Source organism: Nannocystis pusilla, from assembly GCF_026626665.1.
GTDB lineage: Bacteria > Myxococcota_A > Polyangia > Nannocystales > Nannocystaceae > Nannocystis > Nannocystis pusilla.
In genome coordinates this window covers 10299856-10320713 of sequence record NZ_JAPNKE010000002.1, presented here as the reverse complement: position 1 = coordinate 10320713, position 20858 = coordinate 10299856, and the positions used below count along the sequence as shown (strand labels likewise).

Annotated in this window: 17 protein-coding genes; 7 read left to right on the top strand and 10 right to left on the bottom strand. The window is 71.0% G+C overall.

Going from position 1 to position 20858, the window contains the following annotated elements; genetic code table 11:
- Positions 1–14 precede the first annotated feature (14 nt).
- Positions 15–950, top strand: coding sequence for a hypothetical protein (locus OV079_RS45645; RefSeq protein ID WP_267776206.1), 936 nt, complete (start codon positions 15–17; stop codon positions 948–950).
- 53 nt (positions 951–1003) lie between these two features.
- On the opposite strand, the gene OV079_RS45640 is transcribed toward OV079_RS45645, so the two are convergent.
- The 4 genes from OV079_RS45640 to OV079_RS56765 all read right to left on the bottom strand — a co-directional run bounded on the left by OV079_RS45640 (position 1004) and on the right by OV079_RS56765 (position 5897).
- A complete protein-coding gene (locus OV079_RS45640; RefSeq protein WP_267776204.1) occupies positions 1004–1699 on the bottom strand; it encodes an acetoacetate decarboxylase family protein in 696 nt (231 codons plus the stop codon).
- A 281-nt stretch (positions 1700–1980) separates the two neighbouring features.
- A complete protein-coding gene (locus tag OV079_RS45635) occupies positions 1981–2970 on the bottom strand; it encodes an FAD binding domain-containing protein (RefSeq protein ID WP_267778800.1) in 990 nt (329 codons plus the stop codon).
- Positions 2864–5479 carry a xanthine dehydrogenase family protein molybdopterin-binding subunit gene (locus OV079_RS45630; RefSeq protein ID WP_267776203.1) on the bottom strand — a complete coding sequence of 872 codons (2616 nt, stop codon included), beginning with the start codon at positions 5477–5479 and terminating at the stop codon, positions 2864–2866. Before OV079_RS45630 ends, OV079_RS45635 begins: the two co-directional genes overlap by 107 nt.
- Complete coding sequence (locus OV079_RS56765; protein WP_267776202.1) at positions 5469–5897, bottom strand: (2Fe-2S)-binding protein; 429 nt, start codon at positions 5895–5897, stop codon at positions 5469–5471. The genes OV079_RS45630 and OV079_RS56765 overlap by 11 nt, the downstream gene beginning before the upstream one ends.
- A gap of 403 nt (positions 5898–6300) precedes the next feature.
- Here OV079_RS56765 and OV079_RS45620 point away from each other — a divergent pair, with 403 nt between their 5' ends.
- A complete protein-coding gene (locus OV079_RS45620) occupies positions 6301–7524 on the top strand; it encodes a hypothetical protein (RefSeq protein WP_267776197.1) in 1224 nt (407 codons plus the stop codon).
- A 190-nt stretch (positions 7525–7714) separates the two neighbouring features.
- On the opposite strand, the gene OV079_RS45615 is transcribed toward OV079_RS45620, so the two are convergent.
- Both OV079_RS45615 and OV079_RS45610 read right to left on the bottom strand, forming a co-directional pair.
- Positions 7715–8914: a hypothetical protein gene (locus OV079_RS45615; protein ID WP_267776196.1), complete on the bottom strand. Its 1200-nt coding sequence runs from the start codon at positions 8912–8914 to the stop codon at positions 7715–7717.
- A 14-nt stretch (positions 8915–8928) separates the two neighbouring features.
- Entirely contained in the window at positions 8929–10329 is a 1401-nt protein-coding gene (locus tag OV079_RS45610; RefSeq protein WP_267776194.1) for a parallel beta-helix domain-containing protein, read from the bottom strand.
- 552 nt (positions 10330–10881) lie between these two features.
- Here OV079_RS45610 and OV079_RS45605 point away from each other — a divergent pair.
- Together OV079_RS45605 and OV079_RS45600 are read left to right on the top strand one after the other, a co-directional pair.
- The gene (locus OV079_RS45605; protein WP_267776193.1) at positions 10882–12111 is read left to right on the top strand and encodes an alkaline phosphatase D family protein; all 1230 of its coding nucleotides are present in this window, start codon (positions 10882–10884) and stop codon (positions 12109–12111) included.
- The gene (locus tag OV079_RS45600; protein WP_267776192.1) at positions 12104–12805 is read left to right on the top strand and encodes an alkaline phosphatase D family protein; all 702 of its coding nucleotides are present in this window, start codon (positions 12104–12106) and stop codon (positions 12803–12805) included. The genes OV079_RS45605 and OV079_RS45600 overlap by 8 nt, the downstream gene beginning before the upstream one ends.
- Positions 12806–12933: 128 nt before the next feature.
- On the opposite strand, the gene OV079_RS45595 is transcribed toward OV079_RS45600, so the two are convergent.
- The 3 genes from OV079_RS45595 to OV079_RS45585 form a co-directional block, all read right to left on the bottom strand.
- A complete protein-coding gene (locus OV079_RS45595; protein WP_267776191.1) occupies positions 12934–13950 on the bottom strand; it encodes a hypothetical protein in 1017 nt (338 codons plus the stop codon).
- A 171-nt stretch (positions 13951–14121) separates the two neighbouring features.
- Positions 14122–14862 carry a LolA family protein gene (locus OV079_RS45590; protein ID WP_267776189.1) on the bottom strand — a complete coding sequence of 247 codons (741 nt, stop codon included), beginning with the start codon at positions 14860–14862 and terminating at the stop codon, positions 14122–14124.
- A gap of 164 nt (positions 14863–15026) precedes the next feature.
- Positions 15027–17951 carry a DNA translocase FtsK gene (locus OV079_RS45585; RefSeq protein ID WP_267776187.1) on the bottom strand — a complete coding sequence of 975 codons (2925 nt, stop codon included), beginning with the start codon at positions 17949–17951 and terminating at the stop codon, positions 15027–15029.
- A 155-nt stretch (positions 17952–18106) separates the two neighbouring features.
- Between OV079_RS45585 and OV079_RS45580 the strand changes: the two genes are divergently transcribed.
- From OV079_RS45580 to OV079_RS45570, 3 genes are all read left to right on the top strand, one after another.
- Entirely contained in the window at positions 18107–18928 is an 822-nt protein-coding gene (locus OV079_RS45580; protein ID WP_267776185.1) for an OmpA family protein, read from the top strand.
- Positions 18929–19055: 127 nt separating this feature from the next.
- Positions 19056–19562 (top strand): RNA polymerase sigma factor, encoded by a 507-nt coding sequence (locus OV079_RS45575; RefSeq protein WP_267776184.1) that lies wholly within the window; start codon positions 19056–19058, stop codon positions 19560–19562.
- A 3-nt stretch (positions 19563–19565) separates the two neighbouring features.
- A complete protein-coding gene (locus OV079_RS45570; RefSeq protein WP_267776183.1) occupies positions 19566–20216 on the top strand; it encodes a hypothetical protein in 651 nt (216 codons plus the stop codon).
- A 37-nt stretch (positions 20217–20253) separates the two neighbouring features.
- On the opposite strand, the gene OV079_RS45565 is transcribed toward OV079_RS45570, so the two are convergent.
- Positions 20254–20739 (bottom strand): hypothetical protein, encoded by a 486-nt coding sequence (locus OV079_RS45565; protein WP_267776182.1) that lies wholly within the window; start codon positions 20737–20739, stop codon positions 20254–20256.
- Positions 20740–20858: the final 119 nt, after the last annotated feature.

The window sequence follows — 20858 nt, the reverse complement described above, 5'->3', positions numbered from 1 at the left end:
GTTCTCTCGCGCGAATGCTCGCCGGCACCCTCCCCGCGACCGCGGCCCTGTTGTTATTCGAGACACTTCGGCCCGCGCGGAGGATCGTCCCGCTCCTCGCGGCCGCGATCTTGCTGCTCCTCGCACCGCGACCCGCGTCGGCCTGCAGCAAGCGCCACCAGACCCCCTTCGAACTGTTCGACGAGGCCGCGCGCGTGGCCGAGGTCCGCGTCGAGCAGGTACCCGGACACCACAAGGCCGGCATGGCCCGCCTCCGCGTGCTGCGGACCCTCAAGGGCTCGCCGCGCGCGATGCTGGAGGGGCAAGAGACCAACACCAGCTGCCACGTCGGCTATCGCACCGGTCGCCGCGCCATCGTGTTCCTCGGCCCGCGCGGCGAGACGCTCGGCCAGTACGAGGGGTACCTCGAGCGCCGCGCCGACGACCCGCTGGTCCACGCGCTGCGGGCCTACGCGGCCGCACGGGACCCCGACGCCCGCGTTCGCGTCCTCGTCGACGCGATCGCCACGGGGCCTGCGGCGGTCAAGGACGAGGCCGCGGCGTTTCTGATGAACCGCCCGGACTTGCTGGCGCGCGTCGACTTGCCGTCGCGCGAGCGCCTGCTCGTCGCCGCCGACGCGCGTGACCAGCCGCTGCTCGTCGTCCTCGCGCGGCTCGAGCTCGACTTCCCCCAGCCGCCGCGGCCCAGCTACCGCAACTACTACGCCGAGCTGGCCGCCATCCTGCGCCCGCGCGACGACCTGGACGACCTCGGCCCCGAGGCCCTCGCCGAGCAGATCGAGCACGGCCGGGACGACTCCAAGCCGCAGCGGCTCCGCGCCATGGACCGCTGCGAACGGCTCCACGCGCGCAAGCTCTTCTCCCTCACGTGGTACGCCCAGGGCGCCGCCGCCTACCTCTGGCCCAGGCTCGCCGCCGCCTGCCGCACCGGTGAGCCGCTCGCGCCCTGAGCGAGCTCGTACACGCTCATCGGGACATGTGCTTACGAGCATGTCCCGAAGGACTATCCGCCGGCCGGGCCCATGTCCTCGACGCCGCCCGGGTACACGAACGAGTCGCGCGGCGAGTAGAAGCTGGCCGCCGGCAAGATCTGCAGCGGCGACGCCGGGCGCAGCGCGTAGACGGGGTGGCTCGGGTCGAGGAACTCGATCGACTGCACCTCGAACTCGTCGACGAGCTCGCCGATGTACGGGTAGTTGCCGCCGACCAGGCGGTCGCCCACGCGGGTGACGTACTTGAGGTGCCCCGAGACGGTCACGCCGATCTTCTTGCTCACCTTGACGGTGGTGCGGATCAGCGGCTTGCCGTCGACCGAGGTCGTGGCCGTCAGGGTGTGCGCGTGCAGGTCGAGCTCGGTGTTGCCCGGGCTGGCCGGCACGCCGCGCTCGGCCACGTAGGCGCGCACGATCGGCGAGGAGTTGAAGTAGTGGGTGAAGAACCGGGCCGGCGTCGCGCCGTCGGGCGCGAACGAGTCGAGGTCGAGCCCGATGTACGTCAACGAGTAGGCGCCGAAGCCCGTGGTCTGCTCGGCGGAGTCGACGACGTACTGATTCATGTAGATGGCGCCGTTCGGCGCCGGACGCAGGGCGGGCGGCAAGAACTTGCGGGCCGCGGCCGGATCTGCGGGGATCCAGCTCGTATAGAGCATCCGGCTGTTGATGACGAGCTGGGGCGCGGCGAGCTGCGGAAGTTCAGTCATGGTGTCTCTTTCTAAAAGACTGGGAGCGTCGCCAGCTTAGGCAGTCCGCGTCACGATGAAAAGCGCCGCTCCCGCGCGCGGCCCCGCTCACGCCCGTTCGGTCGGCCGCACGTGCCTGACCGCGGGTCGGTGGGATCGCCCGCGAGCTCGCACGCTCGCCCCCGCTCGACGCGACCCGCGAGCGCGAATCAAGCACCGGCGTCGCGCGCTCGCTCCGAGCAGCGCGTCCACCGGGCATGAAAGGACGACTGTGGTGATTGCGACCGAGCGCCGCAATCACCCTACTCCGCCGCGGCCAGCGCCTCGATCGCGCGGCGCGTGTACACGCGGATCATGTCGCGGCGATAGGCCGCCTCGTAGGGCACGTTCTCGAGCGGCTTGCACTGCGCGTAGGCGGCGTCGGCCACCATGCGGGCGACGGCCGGGTCGGCCAGCTTCTTGCCGGCGACGTCGTCGAGCTTGCCGAGCGTGCGCGGCTTGGAGCCGAGCACGCCGACGACCACCTTGACCGCGGCGACGGTCGCCTCGTCGGCCTCGAGGTCGAAGCGCAGCGCCACGCTGACCAGCGGGAAGTCGATGCTCTTGCGCACCGACCATTTGATATAGTGCGACCGCCGCGGCCCCTTCGGCAGCGGCACGCGCAGCTCCGTGGTCACCTCGCCGGGCTTGGCGTTCGTGTGCGCCAGGCCGTCGGCTTTGTAATATTCCTCGATCGGCAGCGCGCGCACGCCTTCCGGCCCTGCCTGCACGATCGTCGCGTCGAGCGAGATCAGCACCGGAACGTTGTCGGAGCTCATCGCCGCCACGCAGTTGCGGCCGCCGGGCACCACGTGGCACACGTTGCCCTCCGACTTGAGGCAGCCGCCCCCGAGCGCCTCGCGCCAGAAGTGGGTCTGGTTGACGTAGCGGCAGCGGGTGTCGAGGTTCACGTTGCCGCCGATGGTCCCCATGTTGCGGATCGGCGGGCTCGCCACCGCACCTGCGCTTTGGGACAGGCTGGGGAAGCGCGCCACGACCTCGGGGTGCTCGCTCAGCTGCGACAGCGTCACGCCGGCGCCGATCCGCAGCACCCCCGCGGCCTCGTCGAGCGCGATCCCTCGCAGCGCCGTCACGCGCGACAGGCTGACGAGGACCGGCGGCAGTTCGGCCGGGTGCTGCGGCCCCTCAGGCCCGGAGGGCCGTGAAGGCAAGCCGAGGTGGTGCTTGAGGTTGGGGAGAATGTCGGTGCCGCCGGCGACGACGCGGGCGCCGGGCCGCTGCAACGCGGTCACGACGTCGGCGACGCTCTCGGGGGCGACGACCTCGAATTGCGGCAGGCGCAGCATCAGGCGCTCCTCCGAGCTTCACGGTCCGCGGGTTTGTGCGGTGCAGCTGGCCGGCCCGCTCCTGCTCCTCGCGCTGGCGCAGGGCCGCGAGCACGCTCTGCGGCGTGAACGGCAGGCGGTCGAGGCGGACGCCCACGGCGTCGTAGATCGCGTTGGCGATCGCCGGGATGCTCGAGTGCAGCGGGCCCTCGCCGGCCTCCTTGGCGCCGTAGGGCCCGTTCGCGTCGGGCGCCTCGACGATCATCGCCTCGAGGTCGGGCGTGTCGAGGAAGGTCGGCATGCGGTAGTCGAGGAAGCTCGGACCGACGTGCACGCCGCGGTGGGCCGGGTCGACCGCGTGGCGCTCCATCAGCGCCTCGCCGAAGCCCATGTAGGTCGAGCCTTCGATCTGGCCCTCGACGATCTTGCGCGACAGCGCCTTGCCGCAGTCGTGGGCGATCCAGATCGTCTTGACCTCGACGAGGCCGGTCTCGGCGTCGACCTCGACCTCGGCCACGTGGGCGGTGAACGAGTACGCCGGCGAGGCGCCGATCGTGCCGCCGCGGTACTCGCCGTGGCGGTCCTTCGGCGTGTTGTAGCTGCCGGTCTCGCCGAGCAGGCCGTGGTCGGCCTCGGCCCACTGGAACGCCTGCGCGCTGTCGACGTGGCGCGACGGGTCCTCGCGGTCGATCGCCATGCGGCCGGCCAGAGTGACCCGCTGGCGCGGGATGCCCCAGCGCTTGGCCACGCTCGCGCACACCTTGCGACGCAGCCGCTGCGCGCCCTCGAGGCAGGCGTTGCCGACCATCAAGGTGATGCGCGACGAGTAGGCGCCGAGGTCGACCGGGCACAGGTCGGTGTCGGCCGACAGCACGCGGATGTCCTCGAGCGGGATCCCGAGCTCCTCCGACACGATCACCGCCAGCATCGTGTTGCTGCCCTGGCCGATGTCGTTGGCGCCGCTGAACACGCGCGCGCGGCCGCTGCGGTCGAGGCAGATCTGGACCGCCGCTTGCGGCATCTCGTTGGGGTAGATCGGGTAGTTCGTGCCGCTGATGTAGGTCGAGCCGGCGATGCCGATGCCGCGGCCGAAGGGCAGGTCGCGCCGCTTCTCGATCCACCCCGACGAGCGCTCGACCTTCTCCAGGCACTCGAGGAAGCCGGACGAGCCGACGGTGAACTCGTTGACGGTCTTCTCGCCGGCCTTGATCGCGTTGCGGCGGCGCAGCTCGATCGGGTCGAGGCCGAGGGCCACCGACGCCTTGTCGAGCTGGATCTCCATGGCGAAGCGCGGCTGCACCGAGCCGTGGCCGCGCTTCGGGCCGCACGCCGGCTTGTTGGTGTACGCGCGCGTGCTGTCGAAGCGGTAGGCCGGGAAGATGTACGGCGAGCACATCAGCTGGCCCGAGTAGTACGTGGTGACCAGGCCGAAGCTCGAGTAGGCGCCGCCGTCGAGGATCGTGCGCGCGTCGACGCCGAGCAGGCCGCCGTCCTTGGTGAAGCCCGTGCGGTGCTTCATCTTCATCGGGTGGCGGCCGCGGTGGGCGTAGAACACCTCCTCGCGGGTGTACAGCAGCTTGACCGGCCGACCTGTCTTCATGGCCAGCTTGGCGACCACGAACTCGAGGTCGAACGGCTCGCTCTTGCCGCCGAAGGCCCCGCCGAGCGGCGGCTGGATCACGCGGATCTTGTGCGCCGGCAGCTCGAGCACCTTGGCCAGCTCGCGGTGCAGGTAGTGCGACACCTGCGTCGCCGACCACACCGTCAGCACCCCGGCGCCGTCGACGTGGGCGAGCGCGCAGTGGGGCTCGATCGCGCCGTGGGTGGTGCCCTCGAAGAAGTACTCGCCCTCGATCACCAGGTCGGCGCGCTGCAGCTCGGCCTCGATGTCGCCGAACTCGAGCAGCACGTGCTTCGACACGTTGCCCTTGCGCGAGTACGGGTTGATCGTGCCCTCGCGGTCGCGGACCTTGAGCGCCTCCTCGGGGTCGAAGTAGGGCTTGAGGACGTCGTACTCGACCGCGATCGCGCGCAGGGCCGCGTTGGCGGTGTCCTCGTCGACCGCCGCGATCGCGGCCAGGCCGTCGCCGACGTGGCACACCTTGTCGACCGCGAGCGCGTTCTCGTCGGGCGTCCACGGGATGATGCCGTAGGGGATCTTGAAGTCCTGCCCGGTGACGACCGCGAACACGCCGGGCATCGCCAGCGCGGCCGAGCTGTCGATCGACTTGATGCGGGCGTGCGCGTGCGGGCTGCGCAAGATCTTGGCGTGCAGCATGCCCGGCAGCTTGAGGTCGTCGGTGTAGCGGGTGACGCCCCGCATGCGCTCCATCGCGTCGACCTTGCGGTGAGACTTGCCGAGCTGCCAAGAGGCGCGGTCGCGCTCGGCCTGCTCGCTCGCCTCGTCGGTCAGACCGGCGACCGCCTCGCCGCTGCCGTCGCCCGTCGCCTCGCGCTCTGCGTCGTCACTCGCCACGGCCAGCCTCCTGGGTGTGCGCGCCGGCCATCACGCGGCTCGCGTCGACCACCGCATCGATGATCTTGGTGTAGCCGGTGCAGCGGCACAGGTTGCCTGCGAGCGCATCGCACACCTCCGCGCGCGTGACCTCGCGGCCGCGCTTGCGCAGCAGCGCCTCGGCGCTCAGCAGGATGCCCGGCGTACAGAACCCGCACTGCGCCGCGGTGTGGCGGTCGAACGCGTCCTGCAGCGGGTGGACCCCGCCGGCCAAAAGCCCCAGCCCCTCGACCGTGGTGACCGCGCGGCCCTCGGCGTGGATCGCCAGAGTCAGGCACGCGAGCTGCGGCACGCCGTCGATCTGCACGGTGCACGCCCCGCAGTCGCCCTTGTCGCAGCCCTGCTTGCTGCCGATCAGGTCGAGGCGGTAGCGGAGCACCTCAGAAGCGTCCAGTGCGGCGGCGCGGCCACCTGCACCGGTTCGCCGTTGACGGTCATCGACAGCATGATCGCCGCGGGCGACATGCGTCGACTTTTGCCCGACCCCCTGGGGCCGCGCAAGCGCGCCTTCGGCCCCACACCGTGCGTAAGCTCGCCGCTGCGCCCCGCAGAGGCCGGTCCGGCGCGAGGCCGGAGTGTGCGACGCGCCGCACGCTCGCCCTCGCGGCCGCCGCGAGCCCGCGAGGCCCGCCGCGCCAGCCGCCGCCGCGTCCGCGCGGGCGCCCGCGTGTTATGCTCGCGCGTCCATGACGGCTGCGCAGGCTCGCGGATCTCGCTGGCATCGCCGTCGCGGCGGCTCCCCACGGAGCGCACCGACGGGGCGCCGCTCCGTCCTCGCGGCCGTGGTCGCCGTGACCGCGCTGTCGGCCTGCGCGATCGAGCGCGGCAAGCAGTGGGGTCCGCCGGTGGTGCCCGCGGTGCCGGCTGTCCCCGAGGTCAGCCTGGTCCTGCTCGGCGACGTCGGCGCGAAGGGCCGCTCGGGCCAGGCGACCGCCGTCGAGCTCGAGCGCGTGCTGGCCGAGCACAAGCGCCGCGGCCGGCCCGCGGTGGTGCTCTGGCTCGGCGACAACATCGGCCCGGTCGGCCCCGGCGACCTCGGCCGCTGCACCGCGCCGGCGGCGGCGTGGCGGCAGAAGGGGCCGGCCGCGCTGGCGCGGGTGGTCCGCGCCCACGCGGCCGCCGGCGGCGCCGCGCTGGCCGCCCTCGGCGAGCAGGACTGGCGCTGCGGCCAGCCCGAGCTCGAGCTGCAGCCGGAGCCCGGCAAGGGCCCGCACCCGTGGGCCATGCCGGGGCACAACTACGCGGCCGCAGTCTATCCGGACGGACATGTCCGGGTGACCATGTCCTGCGCGACAGGTCTTTGCGCACCGGGCCCCAAGGACATGTCTCCCGAGACATCTCCGCTGGTCGAGCTGGTGGTCGTCGACAGCGCCGCCTGGCTGGTCCCGCCGCCGGTGAACACCCCCGCGGCCGCGCGCGCCGACCAGAGCGTGGCCGAGCAGGAGGCGCTGCTGAAGGCCCTGACCGCCGCGCCCGCCCCGTGGCCGCGCCTGCTCGTCAGCCACCACCCGCTTGAGAGCGCCGGCCCGCACGGGGTCGGCGGCATGTACAGCGACAGCGGCTACTACCTCCACGCCGCGCCGGTGCGCCGGGCGGTCGACGCCGGCCTGTTCGCGGGGTCGCTGTCGGCCCACGACCGCATGCTCCTGGCCACCGGCGACATCGGCCCGGCGACCAAGCGCTCGAGCCGGTACTGGCTCGAACACCCTGTCTTTCAGGTCATCTCGGGCTCGGCCTCGGCGCCCGACAGCCGCGGCGGGGCCCGCGGCCTGTGGTACTTCCAGGGCACCGCGCTCAAGGCCGAGCTGCAGACCAACCGCGCCGGCTTCGCCGAGCTGTACGTGCGCGAGGACAGCGTCTCGGCGGTGCTCCGCCGCCGCCGCGCCGGCCGCTGGGGCGCCGGCACCGTGACGATCCCGCTCGGCCGCCCGCCGCACCCGGCCGAGACGCCCTCGCCGGTGATGGACCCCTGCCTCTACTGCGACCCGGTCCCGCCGCGCCAGTGAGCGCGGCGCACCAGCTGTCCCGAAGGCCAGATAGCGGCCGAGCTCCCGCGCACGGGCGCCCTGCCGCTCCGCGCCCGCCCCGGTGAGCCCGGCGCTCGAGCTGTCCCGAAGGCCAGCTCACGGCCGAGCTCCGCGCACGGGCGCCCTGCCGCTCCGCGGCCGCGCCGGGGAGCGCAGGCGGTCCGACCGCTCAGGGCTGCATCTCGCAGTCCTTCGCCGGCATCGCCGCGATCCAGTCGCGGACCAGCTGGACCCCGCGCTCGTCGATCACCCGGTTGGGCAGCTCGGGCATCTTGATCTCCGGGTCCAGCGAGTTCATGCGGAAGATGACGATGCTGTCGTCCGGCTGGCCGGGGACGATGTCGTAGTGGTGACCGCCGGTGCCCGGGCCCGCGGCCGCCGGCACCTTGCACACCCCGAGCTTGGCCTCGATCTCCTCCCAGTCGAGGAACACCAGCCCGCTCTTGCCGGCCCCGCCGCCGAGGCGGTGGCAGTGCGAGCAGTTGGCGTGCAGGTACGAGCGGGCGCGCTCGTCGAGCGGCGCGTCGCCGAACGGGTCGACCAGGTGCGGCAGCGTCTGCATCTCGGGCAATGTCCCGGAGAACATGTCCTGAGAGGCGAGCCACTCGAGCTGGTTGACGGCCTGGCCGTCGACCACGATCTCGGTGTTGAGCTGGTGCGTGATCGTCCCCAGCAGCTCGGTGGCGTCGTCGCGCTCGTGGCAGCTGCCGCACTGGTCGAGGTTGGGCACGATGTACTCCTCGACCTGGGCGTTACCCGCCTCGTCGATGAACTCGACGTCGACGCGCTTGCCGATCTTGTGCAGCGTCGCCTCGGTCTGGGCGTCGTCCCACAGGTACGTCACCGACTTCCAGGCGCCGCCCTCGCGGTAGAGCAGGCGCGTCTCGATCATCCGCCGGCCCGCGGCGGGGTCGCGGCGGTCGTGGTCGAACCAGAAGTTCTTGATGATCACCGCGCCTTCGGGGAAGCCCCAGCCCTCGCCGTCGGTGAATTCGATCTTGCCGCCCTCCGGCAGGACGATGAAGCGGCCCTTGCCGGCCGCGTCGGACCACAGCGGCGCCGCCACGGTGTAGGGCACCACGCCGTCCTTGGGCCCCAGGTCGACCATCGGGTCGAGGAAGAAGTCGTAGTCGCTGAGCTTCGGCAGCGGCCACTCGCCAAGGGCCGGGCAGCGGGTCGGCCCGGCGCACGGGTCGCCGGTGGTCGGCGCGGTCGTGTCGCCGCCGCTCGCCTCGGTGCCGCTGCTCGTGCCGGTCGTCGTCCCCGGGTCGCTCGTCGCCTCGGTGGCCCCGCCGCCGCCGGCGCCGCAGCCCGCGCCGACGAGGATGGCCCAAAGTACATGGCCTCGCATACATGTCCTCCGGAGCATGCCCTCGCCTCCGCTCAGCCGGCCGGCAGCTCGGGCAGGGTCTGGTGCTGGCAGGTGACCGGCTCGAGGTCGGTGCTCTTGTTGGCGAGGCCACCGCACAGGTCGAAGTTCAGGTAGTCGGCGTCGCCGTTCTGCCACAGGCAGTTGACCAGCGCCGGGTCCATCGCCATCGCGTCGGGGTCGAGGCAGCCGTCGAACAGGATGTCGGCCGCCGGCGCGCCCGCCACCCCGTCGACCGGCGAGGCCGGCATCGCCCCGTTGTCCTCGAAGCTGTTGTCGTGGATGTAGTTGCCCTCGGCGTACTGGTCGAAGTTGGGGTCGTCGGCCGGCTCGAGCCCGATCGCCTCGTTGTAGCTGACGACGATCACGCCGGTGGTGCGGTTGCCGCGGATGATGTTGTCGCGCAGCTCGTTCTCGTCGGCGGCCAGGATCATGAAGCCGACGCCCGGCGGGACCGCGGCCACGGAGGTGCCGGGGATGCCGAAGTTGTTGCCGTTGTTGTTCTCGACGATGTTCTCGTAGCAGAGCGTGTGCTTGCCGTCCTGCACCGGCAGGCCCGGGAGGTTGAAGATCAGGATCCCGGCGGTGTTGTTGTAGGTGTGGTTGCGCCGCACCGTCGCCCCGGTCGAGTTCTCGATCTCGATGCCGGCGACGTTGTCGTAGGCCTCGTTGTCCTCGACCAGGATGTTGGTCGACTGGCCGACGTAGATGCCGGCGTCGCGGGCGCCGATGACCCGCGAGTTGCGGATCACCACGCCGGTGGAGCCGACCGGGTAGAAGCCGTAGGCGCCGCTCTCGAGCGACTCCTTGGCGGCCCACTCGACCGAGACGTCGTCGAAGGTGATGTCGGCCACGTCGTCGCCGCGGATGCCGTCGCCGGGGGTCTCCTTGACGGTGAACGACTTCACGGTGACGCCGTCGCCGCTGATCTTGATGCCGTTGGCGCCGAGGTCCTGGGCGCTGAAGTCGAGGATCGTCTGGTCGCGGGCGGCGCCGCGCAGGGTCAGGTTGTTGACGGAGATCGAGATCTCGGTGTTGAGCGAGAAGGTGCCCGCGGCCATGCAGACGGTGTCGCCGTCGGCCGCGTCGATCAGCGCGCCCTGCAGCGCCGCCACGTCGTCGTCGCTCGGGCTGACGAAGGCGTCGCAGTCGGCCGGGACGTCGTCGCCGGTGGTCGGCGCGGTGCCGCCGTCGGTGTCGGTGTCGGTGTCGGTCGCGCCGTCGGTGCCGGTCGGCTCGGTGCTCATCGTCGCGTCGGTGGCGTCGCTGCCCTGGGTGCCGACCGTCGAGTCGCTGGTGGCGTCGGTGTCGCCCTTGTCGTCGCCGCCACATGCCCCGAGGGACAGGCTGAGCGCGAGGCCGGTGGCGCCGGCGCGCACGAAGGAGGAGAAGCGACGGTGACCAGGAGACTTCATGCCAGACATTGCACCCTTCATACCCGATGCGAGTACCACGTCGCCAGATCGACAATCGCGTGACAACTTCTTCACGCGGCGCTCCACGGCGCTCCTGGGGACGCTCCTTATGGCGGCCCTCATGCCCATGCGCGCCGCATCGCGTGGCGCGCCGTATCGATGAGCCGCGGCAAAACGCACGGGGCGCGGACCCGCGAGCGTCTGCGCGGACTGCGATAGAGTGGCTCGCCGGAGCCACCGACTCATGACTCAACGATTCTCTCGCCGCCAATTCCTGCGCGCGACGCTCGTCAGCGTCGTCTCCGCCGGCCTGTCCGCCTGCAAGGGCGACGGCGACGGAACCACCGACAGCGACGGCTCGACGGGGACCGACGGCACCGAACCGACCGGCAGCACCGCGCCGACCACCGGCGCCGAGGAGCCGCTGCTCGACGGCGCGGCGTACTTCCCTCAATCGGTGGCGTCCGGCGACCCGCGGCCCGACAGCGTGATCCTGTGGACCCGCCTCGACGACGAGACGGCGGGCGACGGTGATCCGAGCTCACCGTCGAGGTGGCGACGGACCCAGATTTCACGATGCGCGTCGACCTCGACGCGGCCAGCGCGGCGGTCCCCGCCCGCGCGATGTTCGACCGCTGCGCCAAGGCCAAGATCAAGGGCCTCGAGCCGGCCACTGTCTATTATTATAGATTCGTTCATAATCGTGAAGACGGCCGATACAGCAGCCAGGTCGGCCGAACCCGCACTGCGCCCGCTCCTGACGCCGACGTCGCCGTGCGTTTCGCCTACGCGTCGTGCCAGGATTACAACGGCCGCTATTATAATAGCTACCGCGGCCTGCTGGCCCAGCCGGACCTCGACTTCTTCGTCCACCTCGGTGACTACGTCTACGAAACTACCGGCGACCCGACCTTCCAGGCGGCCGGCCGCGGGATCACGTTCTCCGACACCGCCGGGGCGATCGTGTTCAACGAGGGCAGCGAGACCGAGTACTTCGCGGCCAAGAGCCTCAGCAACTACCGCGAGCTGTACCGCGGCTACCGCTCGGACCCCGCGCTGCGGCGCGTGCACGAGAGCCTGCCGATGATCGCGGTGTGGGACGACCACGAGTTCAGCGACGACTGCTTCGGCGCCACCGCGACCTACTTCGACGGCCGCGCCGACGAGCACGACGAGGCCCGCCGCAAGCACGCCAACCAGGCGTGGTTCGAGTACATGCCGATCGACTTCGGCGACGACGAATTCGTGTACGACCCGAGCAAGCCGTACCCGCAGGACATCACGATCTACCGCGACTTCCGCTTCGGCAAGCACCTCCACCTGGTGATGACCGACCTCCGCAGCTACCGCCCCGATCACTTGATCCCCGAGGACGGGTTCCCCGGCGCGGTGGTGATCGACGAGGCCGCCCTGGTCGAGCAGCTCGGATCGGTCCCCGAATTCGCCACGCCGTACGTCGAGGACATCGACGCCTACCAGGGCGGCGTCTACAAGGACGCGCTGATGGCCGCCGCCGACGCGCTGGGCTTCGACCCCGCGCTCCTCACCGGCAAGATCGACGCCGGCTTCATCAACAGCACCCTGGCGGCCGTCGAGGACCCGACCCCGCCCATCGACGAGGCCGAGCTGGCCACGCTGCCGCGCGGCCTGTCGTTCCTCGGCCTCGGCAAGCGCAGCTTCAACGGCTCGATCGGCGCCCGCTACTTCGTCGTCAAGCCGGCCTTCGACGCCTGGGCCGCCGCGCGCGGCCGCCGACCCGAGCTCTGTCGACGTCATGGGTGAGGCCCAGCGCGAGTGGTTCCTGTCGACGATGAAGGGCTCGACGTCGACGTGGAAGGTGTGGGGCACCGAGTACACGCTGATGCCGCTGGTGATCGACCTGACCTCGTTCCCGATCGAGCCGTTCAACCAGCTCTACTACATGAACGTCGACCAGTGGGACGGCTTCAGCCCGGCCCGCGACGCGCTGCTCGGCGAGCTGCAGGCGGTCGACAACGTCGTCGCCATCACCGGCGACATCCACGCCTTCTACGCCGGCACGCCGATGGTCGCCGGCGCGCCTGAGCAGAAGATCGTCGAGCTGGTCGGCGCGGGCATCAGCTCGACGCCGTTCCAGTCGCTGCTGGTCCTGCAGGTCGCGGCCGACCCGACCCTCAGCAGCCTGCCCGGCGCCGGCATGCTGGCGTCGGCGATCGACGCCCTGTTCACCGGCACGACGACCAACCCGCACCTCGGCTTCGCCGACTCGAGCCGCAACGGCTTCGTCAGCGTGGTCGTCGACGGCGCCGCGTTCAACGCGACCTTCCACATGCTGAGCGAGGACGTGTCGCTGACCGACTACGAGGGCATGGACGACGCGCTCGCCGGCAAGTTCAAGCGCGAGAAGTTCCAGGTCAAGGCCGGCCAGCGCGACCTCTTCCGCGACTTCGCCGGCACCTTCAAGCGCTGGGACCCGACCACCAACACGTGGGTCTGACCTTCGGGCCCTGTCCTCGCGGGCATGTCTGAAAGGACATGCTCCGCGGAGAAAAAACGCGGCCACCGACGTTGCGGTGGCCGCGGTGGGCCGCCCGGGCTCCCTCCCGGGACGCGCTCACGGAAGGCTCAGCCGTTGAAGATGAGGGCGAACACGGCCATCTTGGCGCTGCCGGCGGTGCCGACCAGGCCGATCGGGTTGCCGTCGAGCTGGGCGGTGAACTTCTCGGCGATCGCCGGGTTGAGCAGGATGAACACGCCGTTGCTGCTGGTGCCGTCGGTGTTGAAGCCCATGCCGTCCTCGTTGAGGTAGCGGATCGCCGCGGTCGAGCTGTCCATCTCGGGCACGACCACCGCGCCGGCGACGGGGACGCCGCCCTGGCGCACGAGGCCGACCACGCCGCCGTTCTCGCCGAGCGGCAGGGCGTCGACGACCGCCTGGTCGGCGTCGGCCATGAGGTAACCTGACCATTCGGTCAGCTTGGCCGCGGGCACGCCCCAGATGTCGTGGATGCCGTTGAGCGGCGGGTACAGCGTGGTGCCGGTGTACGGCTGGGCCAGGCCGGTGGCGGTGAGGTAGTAGTCGCCGCCGCCGACCACGCCGATCACGCCGATGCCGGTGTTGACCGGGGTCTCGGAGGTCGCGTCGATGTGGCCGTCGGCGCCCGAGGTGACCTTGACGATGTCGACCGCGCTCTCGATGCCCTGGATCGCGGCCAGGGCGCCGACGACCCGCAGCTCGGCGCCCGCGATCGGCTCACCGGTGGCGAAGTCGGTCAGCGTGCCGATGAAGCGGGTGTTGCCGCACTCGGCCCGCACGCCGCAGACAGCGTCGGTCTGGCTGTCGGTCCACTTGATGCACGACTCGGACTCGCAGTCGGCGTTGAGCGTGCAGGCCGAGCCCTCGGCGCCGGCGCCCGGCATCTGCATGCCCTCCTCGCACGCGCCCTCGGTCGTGGTCGGCGTGGTGGTCCCCTCCGTCTCGTCGGTCGTCGCGGTCCCGGCCGTGGTCTCGGTCGTCGTGCCGGTCGGCGTCGTGCCCGCGGTCGGCTCCTCGGTGTCCGCCGCGGTGCCCGTCGACGCCTCGGTCGCGGAGGTGCCTTTGTCGTCGCCGCAGCCGACCGTCGCAACGAGCGCGGTCAGCAAACCCAGGGTAACCAGTGAAGTGCGCTGCATGGTCTGTAGTCGGCGCCACGGTACACAGCCGAGACCCGTCGCGCAACCAACGCCGGCCGCCGCGATCGCTTCCGCAAACGCGAGCGGGCCCGCACGCAACGCGCGCGGGCCCGGACCCTCACCGCGGCCATGAAGCCGCGTTCACTGCCTCGTCTCGACGTAGCCCTTCGGCACCACGTACTTGAAGTCCTTGGCCGCGAGGTTCTGGTTGCTGGCGACGTCGGTCAGCACGAAGTGGTTGGTGCTGTTGTCCTGCGCCCGCACCACGAACGAGTCGACCCGGCCGGTGAGATCGTCGACGATCAGCAGCAAGGACTTGTAGTGCGGGTTCTGCTCCTTGGGCTTGAGCTCGATGACCTTGTGCCCCGGCATCCCGTAGCTCTTGGTCGGCTGCTCCGGGGCCATCCGCACCTTGAACTCCTTGATCAGCTTCTGCCCGCCGAACAGGAACTTCATCGCCCCGGCGAGGTTCGAGTTGCCCTCGACCTTCTGGCTGACGACCTGCCGCGTGTCGTGCTCGACCACCCAGAGCTTCTGGCCGTCGACGTAGAAGTCGGGGTCGGCCTTGCCCTCGTAGTCCCACACCATCATGCCGGGCTTCTTCAGCCGGAGGTCGCCGCTGCTGACCGTGCGCGTGCCGTAGACCGGGTGCACGTAGGTCTGCTTGAACTTGCAGACGAGGTCGGTGGTGCCGTCGTAGAAGGACTGCACCGAAGCGAGCACAGCCGAAGCGGAGGGCTTGACGTCGGGCGCGGTGGCCGGCGCAGCGGCGGCTGCGGGGGCCACGCTCAGGGGCAGCAGCGGAGCGTCGATCGCGTCGGCGAGAGCAACATCGCTGCAGAAGAGGCCGAGGGAGAGCGCGCAGATCGTGAAGGCTTCCATGTGTTGAGCTCCTGGGGCGAGCGCCCCGTGGCCGAGGAGACGGGCGGAGGCTGGGGGCGATTCACCGCCGCGCCGACGCCGCGCGCGCGCCGCGCAGGGCCGCGCCGCGAGAGTCCTAGCACACTTCGGGCCGCGCGAGCCCGGCCGGCGGAGATCTCGCCGACTCACGCGGCCTGGACGAACACCTCGCGCGGCGCAGTGCCCCGCGCCGGGCCGATCACGCCCTCGGCCTCCATCATCTCGACGATCTTCGCGGCGCGGTTGTAGCCGATGTTGAGCCGGCGCTGGATCATGCTGGTGCTGACCTTGCGCGTCTCGGCGACGATCTGCACCGCCTTGTCGTAGAGCGGATCGGCGCGCCGATCGCTCGGCGCCTCCTCCTCCTCTTCGTCGCGCTTGGCGGTGATCGCCAGGTTGTACGTCGGCCGCGCCTGCTTGCGGATGAACGCCACGACCTTGAGGATCTCGTCCTCGGACACGTAGCAGCCGTGGACGCGCTGCGGCTGACCGCCGCGGTCCATGTGCAGCATGTCGCCCATGCCGAGCAGCTGCTTGGCGCCCTTGCCGTCGAGGATCGTGCGGCTGTCGATGTCGCTCGTCACCTGGAAGGCGATGCGCGAGGGGAAGTTGTTCTTGATCGTGCCGGTGATGACGTCGACGCTGGGCCGCTGGGTCGCCAGGATCAGGTGGATGCCGCAGGCGCGCGCCTTGGCGGCGATGCGCGCGACGCTGGTCTCGACCTCCTTGCTGGCGACCATCATGAGGTCGGCGAACTCATCGATGATGACGACGATGTACGGCATCTTCTCCGGCTTGTCGCCGACCTTGGCCCCGCTCGGCAGGCCGCCCATCGACTCGACCGGGCCGTCCTCGTCGAAGCCGACGCCGCCGAGGAACTCGGCCGGGATCGCGTCCTCGCCCTCCTCGCGCGCGGCGGCGCTGGCGTCGGCCGCGGCCTCCTCGAGCGCCCGCTTCTCCGCCTCCCACTCGTCGATGAGCTGCGGCAGCTTCTTGTTGTAGCCGGCGATGTCGCGCACCTGCGCGTCGCTCAGCACGGCGTAGCGCCGCTCCATCTCGTCGACCGCCCAGCGCAGCGCCATGCTGGCCTGCTCGGCGTCGGTGATGACGGGCAGGAGCAGGTGCGGGATGTCCTTGTAGATGCTCAGCTCGAGCATCTTCGGGTCGATCATGATCATGCGCACGTCCTCCGGCGTACAGGCGAAGAGGAGCGAGCAGATCATCGCGTTGACGCCGACCGACTTGCCCGAGCCGGTCGCGCCGGCGACCAGCAGGTGCGGCGCCTTGGCCAGGTCGATCGCCACCGGCTTGCCGGTGATGTTCTTGCCGAGCACCATCGGCAGCTTGCCGCCGCGCGCGGCCTCGAACGCCTCGCTCTCGAGGATCTCCTTGATCGAGACGGTCTCGCGGGTGGCGTTCGGGACCTCGAAGCCGACGGTCGCCTTGCCGGGGATCGGCGCGAGGATGCGGATGGCGATCGCCTCGAGCGCCATGGCGAGGTCGTTCTCGAGGCTCTCGATGCGCGACAGCTTGACGCCAGGGTCGGGCTTGAACTCGTAGCGGGTGATCACCGGGCCGGGGTGGATCTTGGTCACCTTGCCGTTGACCTTGAACTGCGCGAGCGCGTGCTCGATGCGCTCGGCCTGCTCGAGCACGAAGTTCTTGTCGACCTCGACCGCGGGCGTGTCGGCGGCCTCGAACAGCTTCGACGGCGGCAGGTTGTACGGGCCCGAGGTCAGGCGGACGATGCCGGGGATCGCCGGCACGCGCTCGACCGGCTTGACGGCGGCCGCGGCGGCGGGCGCCAGCGGCAGCTGCTCGGGCGCGCGGGCAGACACGGGCACGGGCGCGGGCGCGACGGGGGCGCGAGCGACGATCGCCGGCGGCGGCGCGCTCTCCTCCTCGTCGAGCTCGGTCGTGACCTCGACGGTCGCCGCCAGCTCCTGCGGCCGCGGCGGGGCCTTCTTGACGGTCTTGGCCGCGGGCGCGGCCTTGGCGGGCGCGGGCACCTCGATGGCTGTCTCTTCGGCCCTGTCCTCAGCGACATGTCCCGAAGGCTCTTCAAGATCGGTCGACACCTCGGGCTCGACCTTGGTCGGCTTGCGGCGGCGCTTCGGCGCGACGTCCTCGGCGGGCTCGACCTTCTCGAGCTCGCTCTTGTCCGCCTTCGGCTTCTCGGCCTTCGCCACCTCGGCCTCGGGGCGCCCGGCGGTCAGCACGATCTCCGGCATGTCCTCCGGACGACGCGCGACCTTCCGGTTCTTGCGCGGGGCATCGGCCACGGCCGCGGCGGGCACCGACGGCGCCGGCGCCTCGTCCTCCTCGACCTCGGCGGGGGCGGCCTTGGCCTTGTTGTTGCGACGGCGCCGCTTGGGCTTCGGCTCCTCCTCGACCTCCTCCTCCTCTTCCTCTTCTTCCTCCTCGGCCTCTTCTTCGTCGACCTCTTCCTCCTCGTCGACCTCTTCCTCTTCCTCCTCGTCCTCGACCTCCTCGGCGCGGCCGCGCAGCGACTCACCGATGCCGACGAGCCCGCCCCACAGGTACTGGCCGATGGCGATAAAGCCGCGGCCGACCATGCGCACCGCGGCGATCAGGTGGTTGGTCGACAGCGGCGTCGAGGCGAACAGGCCGACGCACAGCAGGGCCCCCGCGATCAGGTAGGTACCTGCCCGATCGAACATGCCGAGGCCGATCTCCCCGAGCACCTCGCCGGCCAGGCCTCCGGCCGTGAAGCCGTAGATCCGGTAGGCCGGGAACATCACGTGCAGCAGCACGCAGCCGGCCACCGTCGCCAGCGAGAAGCCGAGGCCCTCGCCGGAGCGCAGCTCCATCGCGTCGCCGTGCAGCGCCTTGACCCCGAGGCCGAGCACGCCGAGCACCAGCAGGTACGAACCCATGCCGAGCGAGGCGTACAGGGCCCCGGCGACCAGGCGACCGACCGGGCCCATCAACGTGCCGGTGCCGAACTGGTACGAGAACAGTCCGCCGAGCATCAGCACGCCGATGGCGAGCAGCACCACGCCGAGGAACTCGCCCCACGGCCGTGGCAGCCCGGAAGAACTTTCGCGCACTCGCGCATCTCGCGCAGAAGGAGAGTTGGCTCGTGGCTTGGCCATTTTCTCTGTGATCTCGCTGCGTTATGGCCCAGATCCCGGGCCCGGACCGCGAGGGTACGCCCCGAGGTCGAGATGCGTCGCAATTGGCCGGCATGGGATAGCCTTGCGCCATGCGCAAGCTCGCCGTCCTCATGCTCCTGTCCACGCTGGCCGTCTCCGGCTGCAAACGCAAAGAACTCGAGGCAGCCCTCGCGGAGACGCAGGCCAAGCTCGCGAAGACGGAGGGCGAGCTGCGCGACGAGCAGGGCAAGAACAAGAAGCTGAACGAGGAGAACACCTCGCTGAAGGACAAGATCGCCCAGCTCGAGAAGGACGTGGCGCGGCTCGGCAACGAGATCAAGGTGCTCGAGGAGCAGAACGCCGACCTCGCGCGCAAGGCCGGCGCGACCGCCGACGAGCTGAAGAAGCTGCGCGACGAGAAGGCCAAGCGCCTGGCCGAGTTGCAGGTCTACAAGGACCTGTTCGCCAAGCTCAAGTCGCTCATCGACGCCGGCACGATCCAGGTCGAGGTCCGCAAGGGCCGCTTCGTCGTCAAGCTGGCCAGCAGCATCCTGTTCGACTCCGGCAAGACCGACCTCAAGCCCGAGGGTCAGGCCGCGCTGTCGAACCTCGCCGGCGCGCTCAAGAGCCTCAACGACCGCGAGTGGCTGGTCGCCGGCCACACCGACAACGTCCCGATCAAGACCGCCAAGTTCAAGAACAACTGGGAGCTGTCGACCGCGCGCTCGGTCGAGGTCGTGCAGTTCCTCGTCACCCAGGGCATGCCGCAGGGCACCCTCGGCGCGGCCGGCTACGGCGACGTCGACCCGGTCGCCGACAACACCAGCGAAGAGGGCAAGGCCAAGAACCGCCGCATCGAGATCGTCCTGATGCCGCTGCTCGGCGAGATCCCCGGCCTCAAGGAGATGCTCACCGGCGGCGGCCAGAGCTGAGCCTCGCTCGCCCGTCGCCCGCGGCCGCCTCCGGGCGGCCGTTTTCGTTGGGTCGCCGGCCCGCGAAAATAAATGGCCGCGACGTGTGAACCTCGCGGGGGCTCGCGCGAATCATCAGCGCAGACGCATGACGAGCGACGACCTCCGGCCGCGATTTCTGGCGCTGCTGCGCGAGCACCACAAGATCGTGCTCAAGGTGGCGAGCGTGTACGCGCGCGGCCGTCAGGACCGCAGCGACCTGGCGCAGGAGATCGCGATCCAGCTGTGGCGCTCGTTCCCCCGCTACGACCCCGAGCGACGGTTCTCGACGTGGATGTACCGCGTCGCCCTCAACGTCGGCATCTCGTTCGCGCGGCGCGAGCGGGTCCGCGACGGCCGCATCGAACCGCGCGCCGAGCCGCCCGACCTGGCGGACGACGCCGGCGAGCCCGACGAGCGGCTCGCTCGGCTCCACGCGGTGATCGCCGGGCTCGCGGAGCTCGACCGGGCGCTCATCCTGCTCTACCTCGAAGAGCGCCCGCACAGTGAGATCGCGGCGATCCTCGGCATCAGCGAGACCAACGTGGCGACCAAGCTCGGCCGCCTCAAGCAGCGCCTGCGCGGCCAGCTCGCCGCGACGGCGACGGAGACGTGAAGCATGGAACTCGACGACCTCAAGCAAGCCTGGCAGGTGCTCGACCGCCGGCTCGACCGCCACGACGCGCTCCAGCTGCAGCTCCTCCACGAACGGGCGACGGACCGCGCCCGCTCGCGCCTGCGCCCGCTGGTGTTCGGCCTGTGGTGCCAGACGCTGATCGCCGGCGCGCTGGTGTTCGCGTGCGCGTCGTTCTGGGCCGACCACCACGACACGCCGCACCTCGTGCTGTGCGGCGCCGTGCTGCAGGCCTACCTGCTCATGGTCGTGGTCCTCGGCGCGCGCGAGCTGGTGCTGGTCCGCGCGATCGACCCGGCCGAACCGGTGGTGCTCAATCAGCGCCGCCTGGCCGTGCTGCGGGCCTGGCGGGTGCGCACTTCCCCGTGGCTGGGGCTGCCGTGGGCCCTCTTGCACGTCCCGCTGCTCGTCTGCCTGGCCGCGAGCAACGGCGAGGACCTGATCGCCCGCGCGCCGGGGTTCGTGGTGATGCAGCTCGTGATCGGCGCGGTCGTGCTGGCGGCGATCCTGGTGTTCATCCGCGCGTCGCGGTCGCGGCCGCGGCTGCGGGCCGCCCTCGAGCGCAGCGCCAGCGGCAACAGCCTCGAGCGGGCCCGCGCCGCCCTCGACGCGATCGATCGCTTCGAGCAGGAGTGATGCGCCGGCGCGGGCTCGCCACCGCGTGGCCCGCTCGTCAGGCCAGCACGCGCAGGCGCTTGCGCTCGACCAGCTCGAGCTGCACGCGCAGGTTGGCCTGGCCGGCCACGTGCCAGCGGTCGCCGGGGGTCGATGGTTGCACCTGCAAGAGCGGCGTGCCGGGCATCTCGGTGAGCTCGGCGTCGTCGTCGCGCACGTGGTAGAGCGCGGCGTAGGGCGCGTTGGCGATCGAGCCGTGGATGATGAGCTGCACGTCGAGCACGCCGCGGCGGGCCGCGACGCGCAGCACCTCGGCGCAGCGGCTCCTCGGCACGCGGTACAGCCGCGGGGCCGGCTCGAGCTCGCGGCGGTAGGCGATCGTCGGGCCGAGCACCGCGTTGCGGTTCAGCTGCAGCTCGACGCGGATCCCCTGCGACGGCGGCGCCTCGGGCGACGGCGGCCGCTCGAGCGACACCCAGCGCAGCCAGACCACGAACACGTCGCGGTCGAGGTCGAAGGACAGGCGCGGGTAGACGACCTCCACGGGGCGGGGAACATACCTCAGCTCGCCCGCCGAAGGGGCGAGGCGAGCGCCGCGATGCGGCTGGCGTGAGGCCCCGCACCCGCCCGCCGCTGCCCGCGGACGCGGGCCTTGTGGGATTT

Coding starts and splice junctions, on each gene's coding strand:
- OV079_RS45640 (WP_267776204.1), bottom strand. CDS start 1,699: ATGACTGAACTTCCGCAGCTCGCCGCGCCCCAGCTCGTCATCAACAGC.
- OV079_RS45600 (WP_267776192.1), top strand. CDS start 12,104: ATGGGTGAGGCCCAGCGCGAGTGGTTCCTGTCGACGATGAAGGGCTCG.
- OV079_RS45580 (WP_267776185.1), top strand. CDS start 18,107: ATGCGCAAGCTCGCCGTCCTCATGCTCCTGTCCACGCTGGCCGTCTCC.
- OV079_RS45570 (WP_267776183.1), top strand. CDS start 19,566: ATGGAACTCGACGACCTCAAGCAAGCCTGGCAGGTGCTCGACCGCCGG.
- OV079_RS45590 (WP_267776189.1), bottom strand. CDS start 14,862: ATGGAAGCCTTCACGATCTGCGCGCTCTCCCTCGGCCTCTTCTGCAGC.
- OV079_RS45610 (WP_267776194.1), bottom strand. CDS start 10,329: ATGAAGTCTCCTGGTCACCGTCGCTTCTCCTCCTTCGTGCGCGCCGGC.
- OV079_RS45575 (WP_267776184.1), top strand. CDS start 19,056: ATGACGAGCGACGACCTCCGGCCGCGATTTCTGGCGCTGCTGCGCGAG.
- OV079_RS45645 (WP_267776206.1), top strand. CDS start 15: ATGCTCGCCGGCACCCTCCCCGCGACCGCGGCCCTGTTGTTATTCGAG.
- OV079_RS45615 (WP_267776196.1), bottom strand. CDS start 8,914: ATGCTCCGGAGGACATGTATGCGAGGCCATGTACTTTGGGCCATCCTC.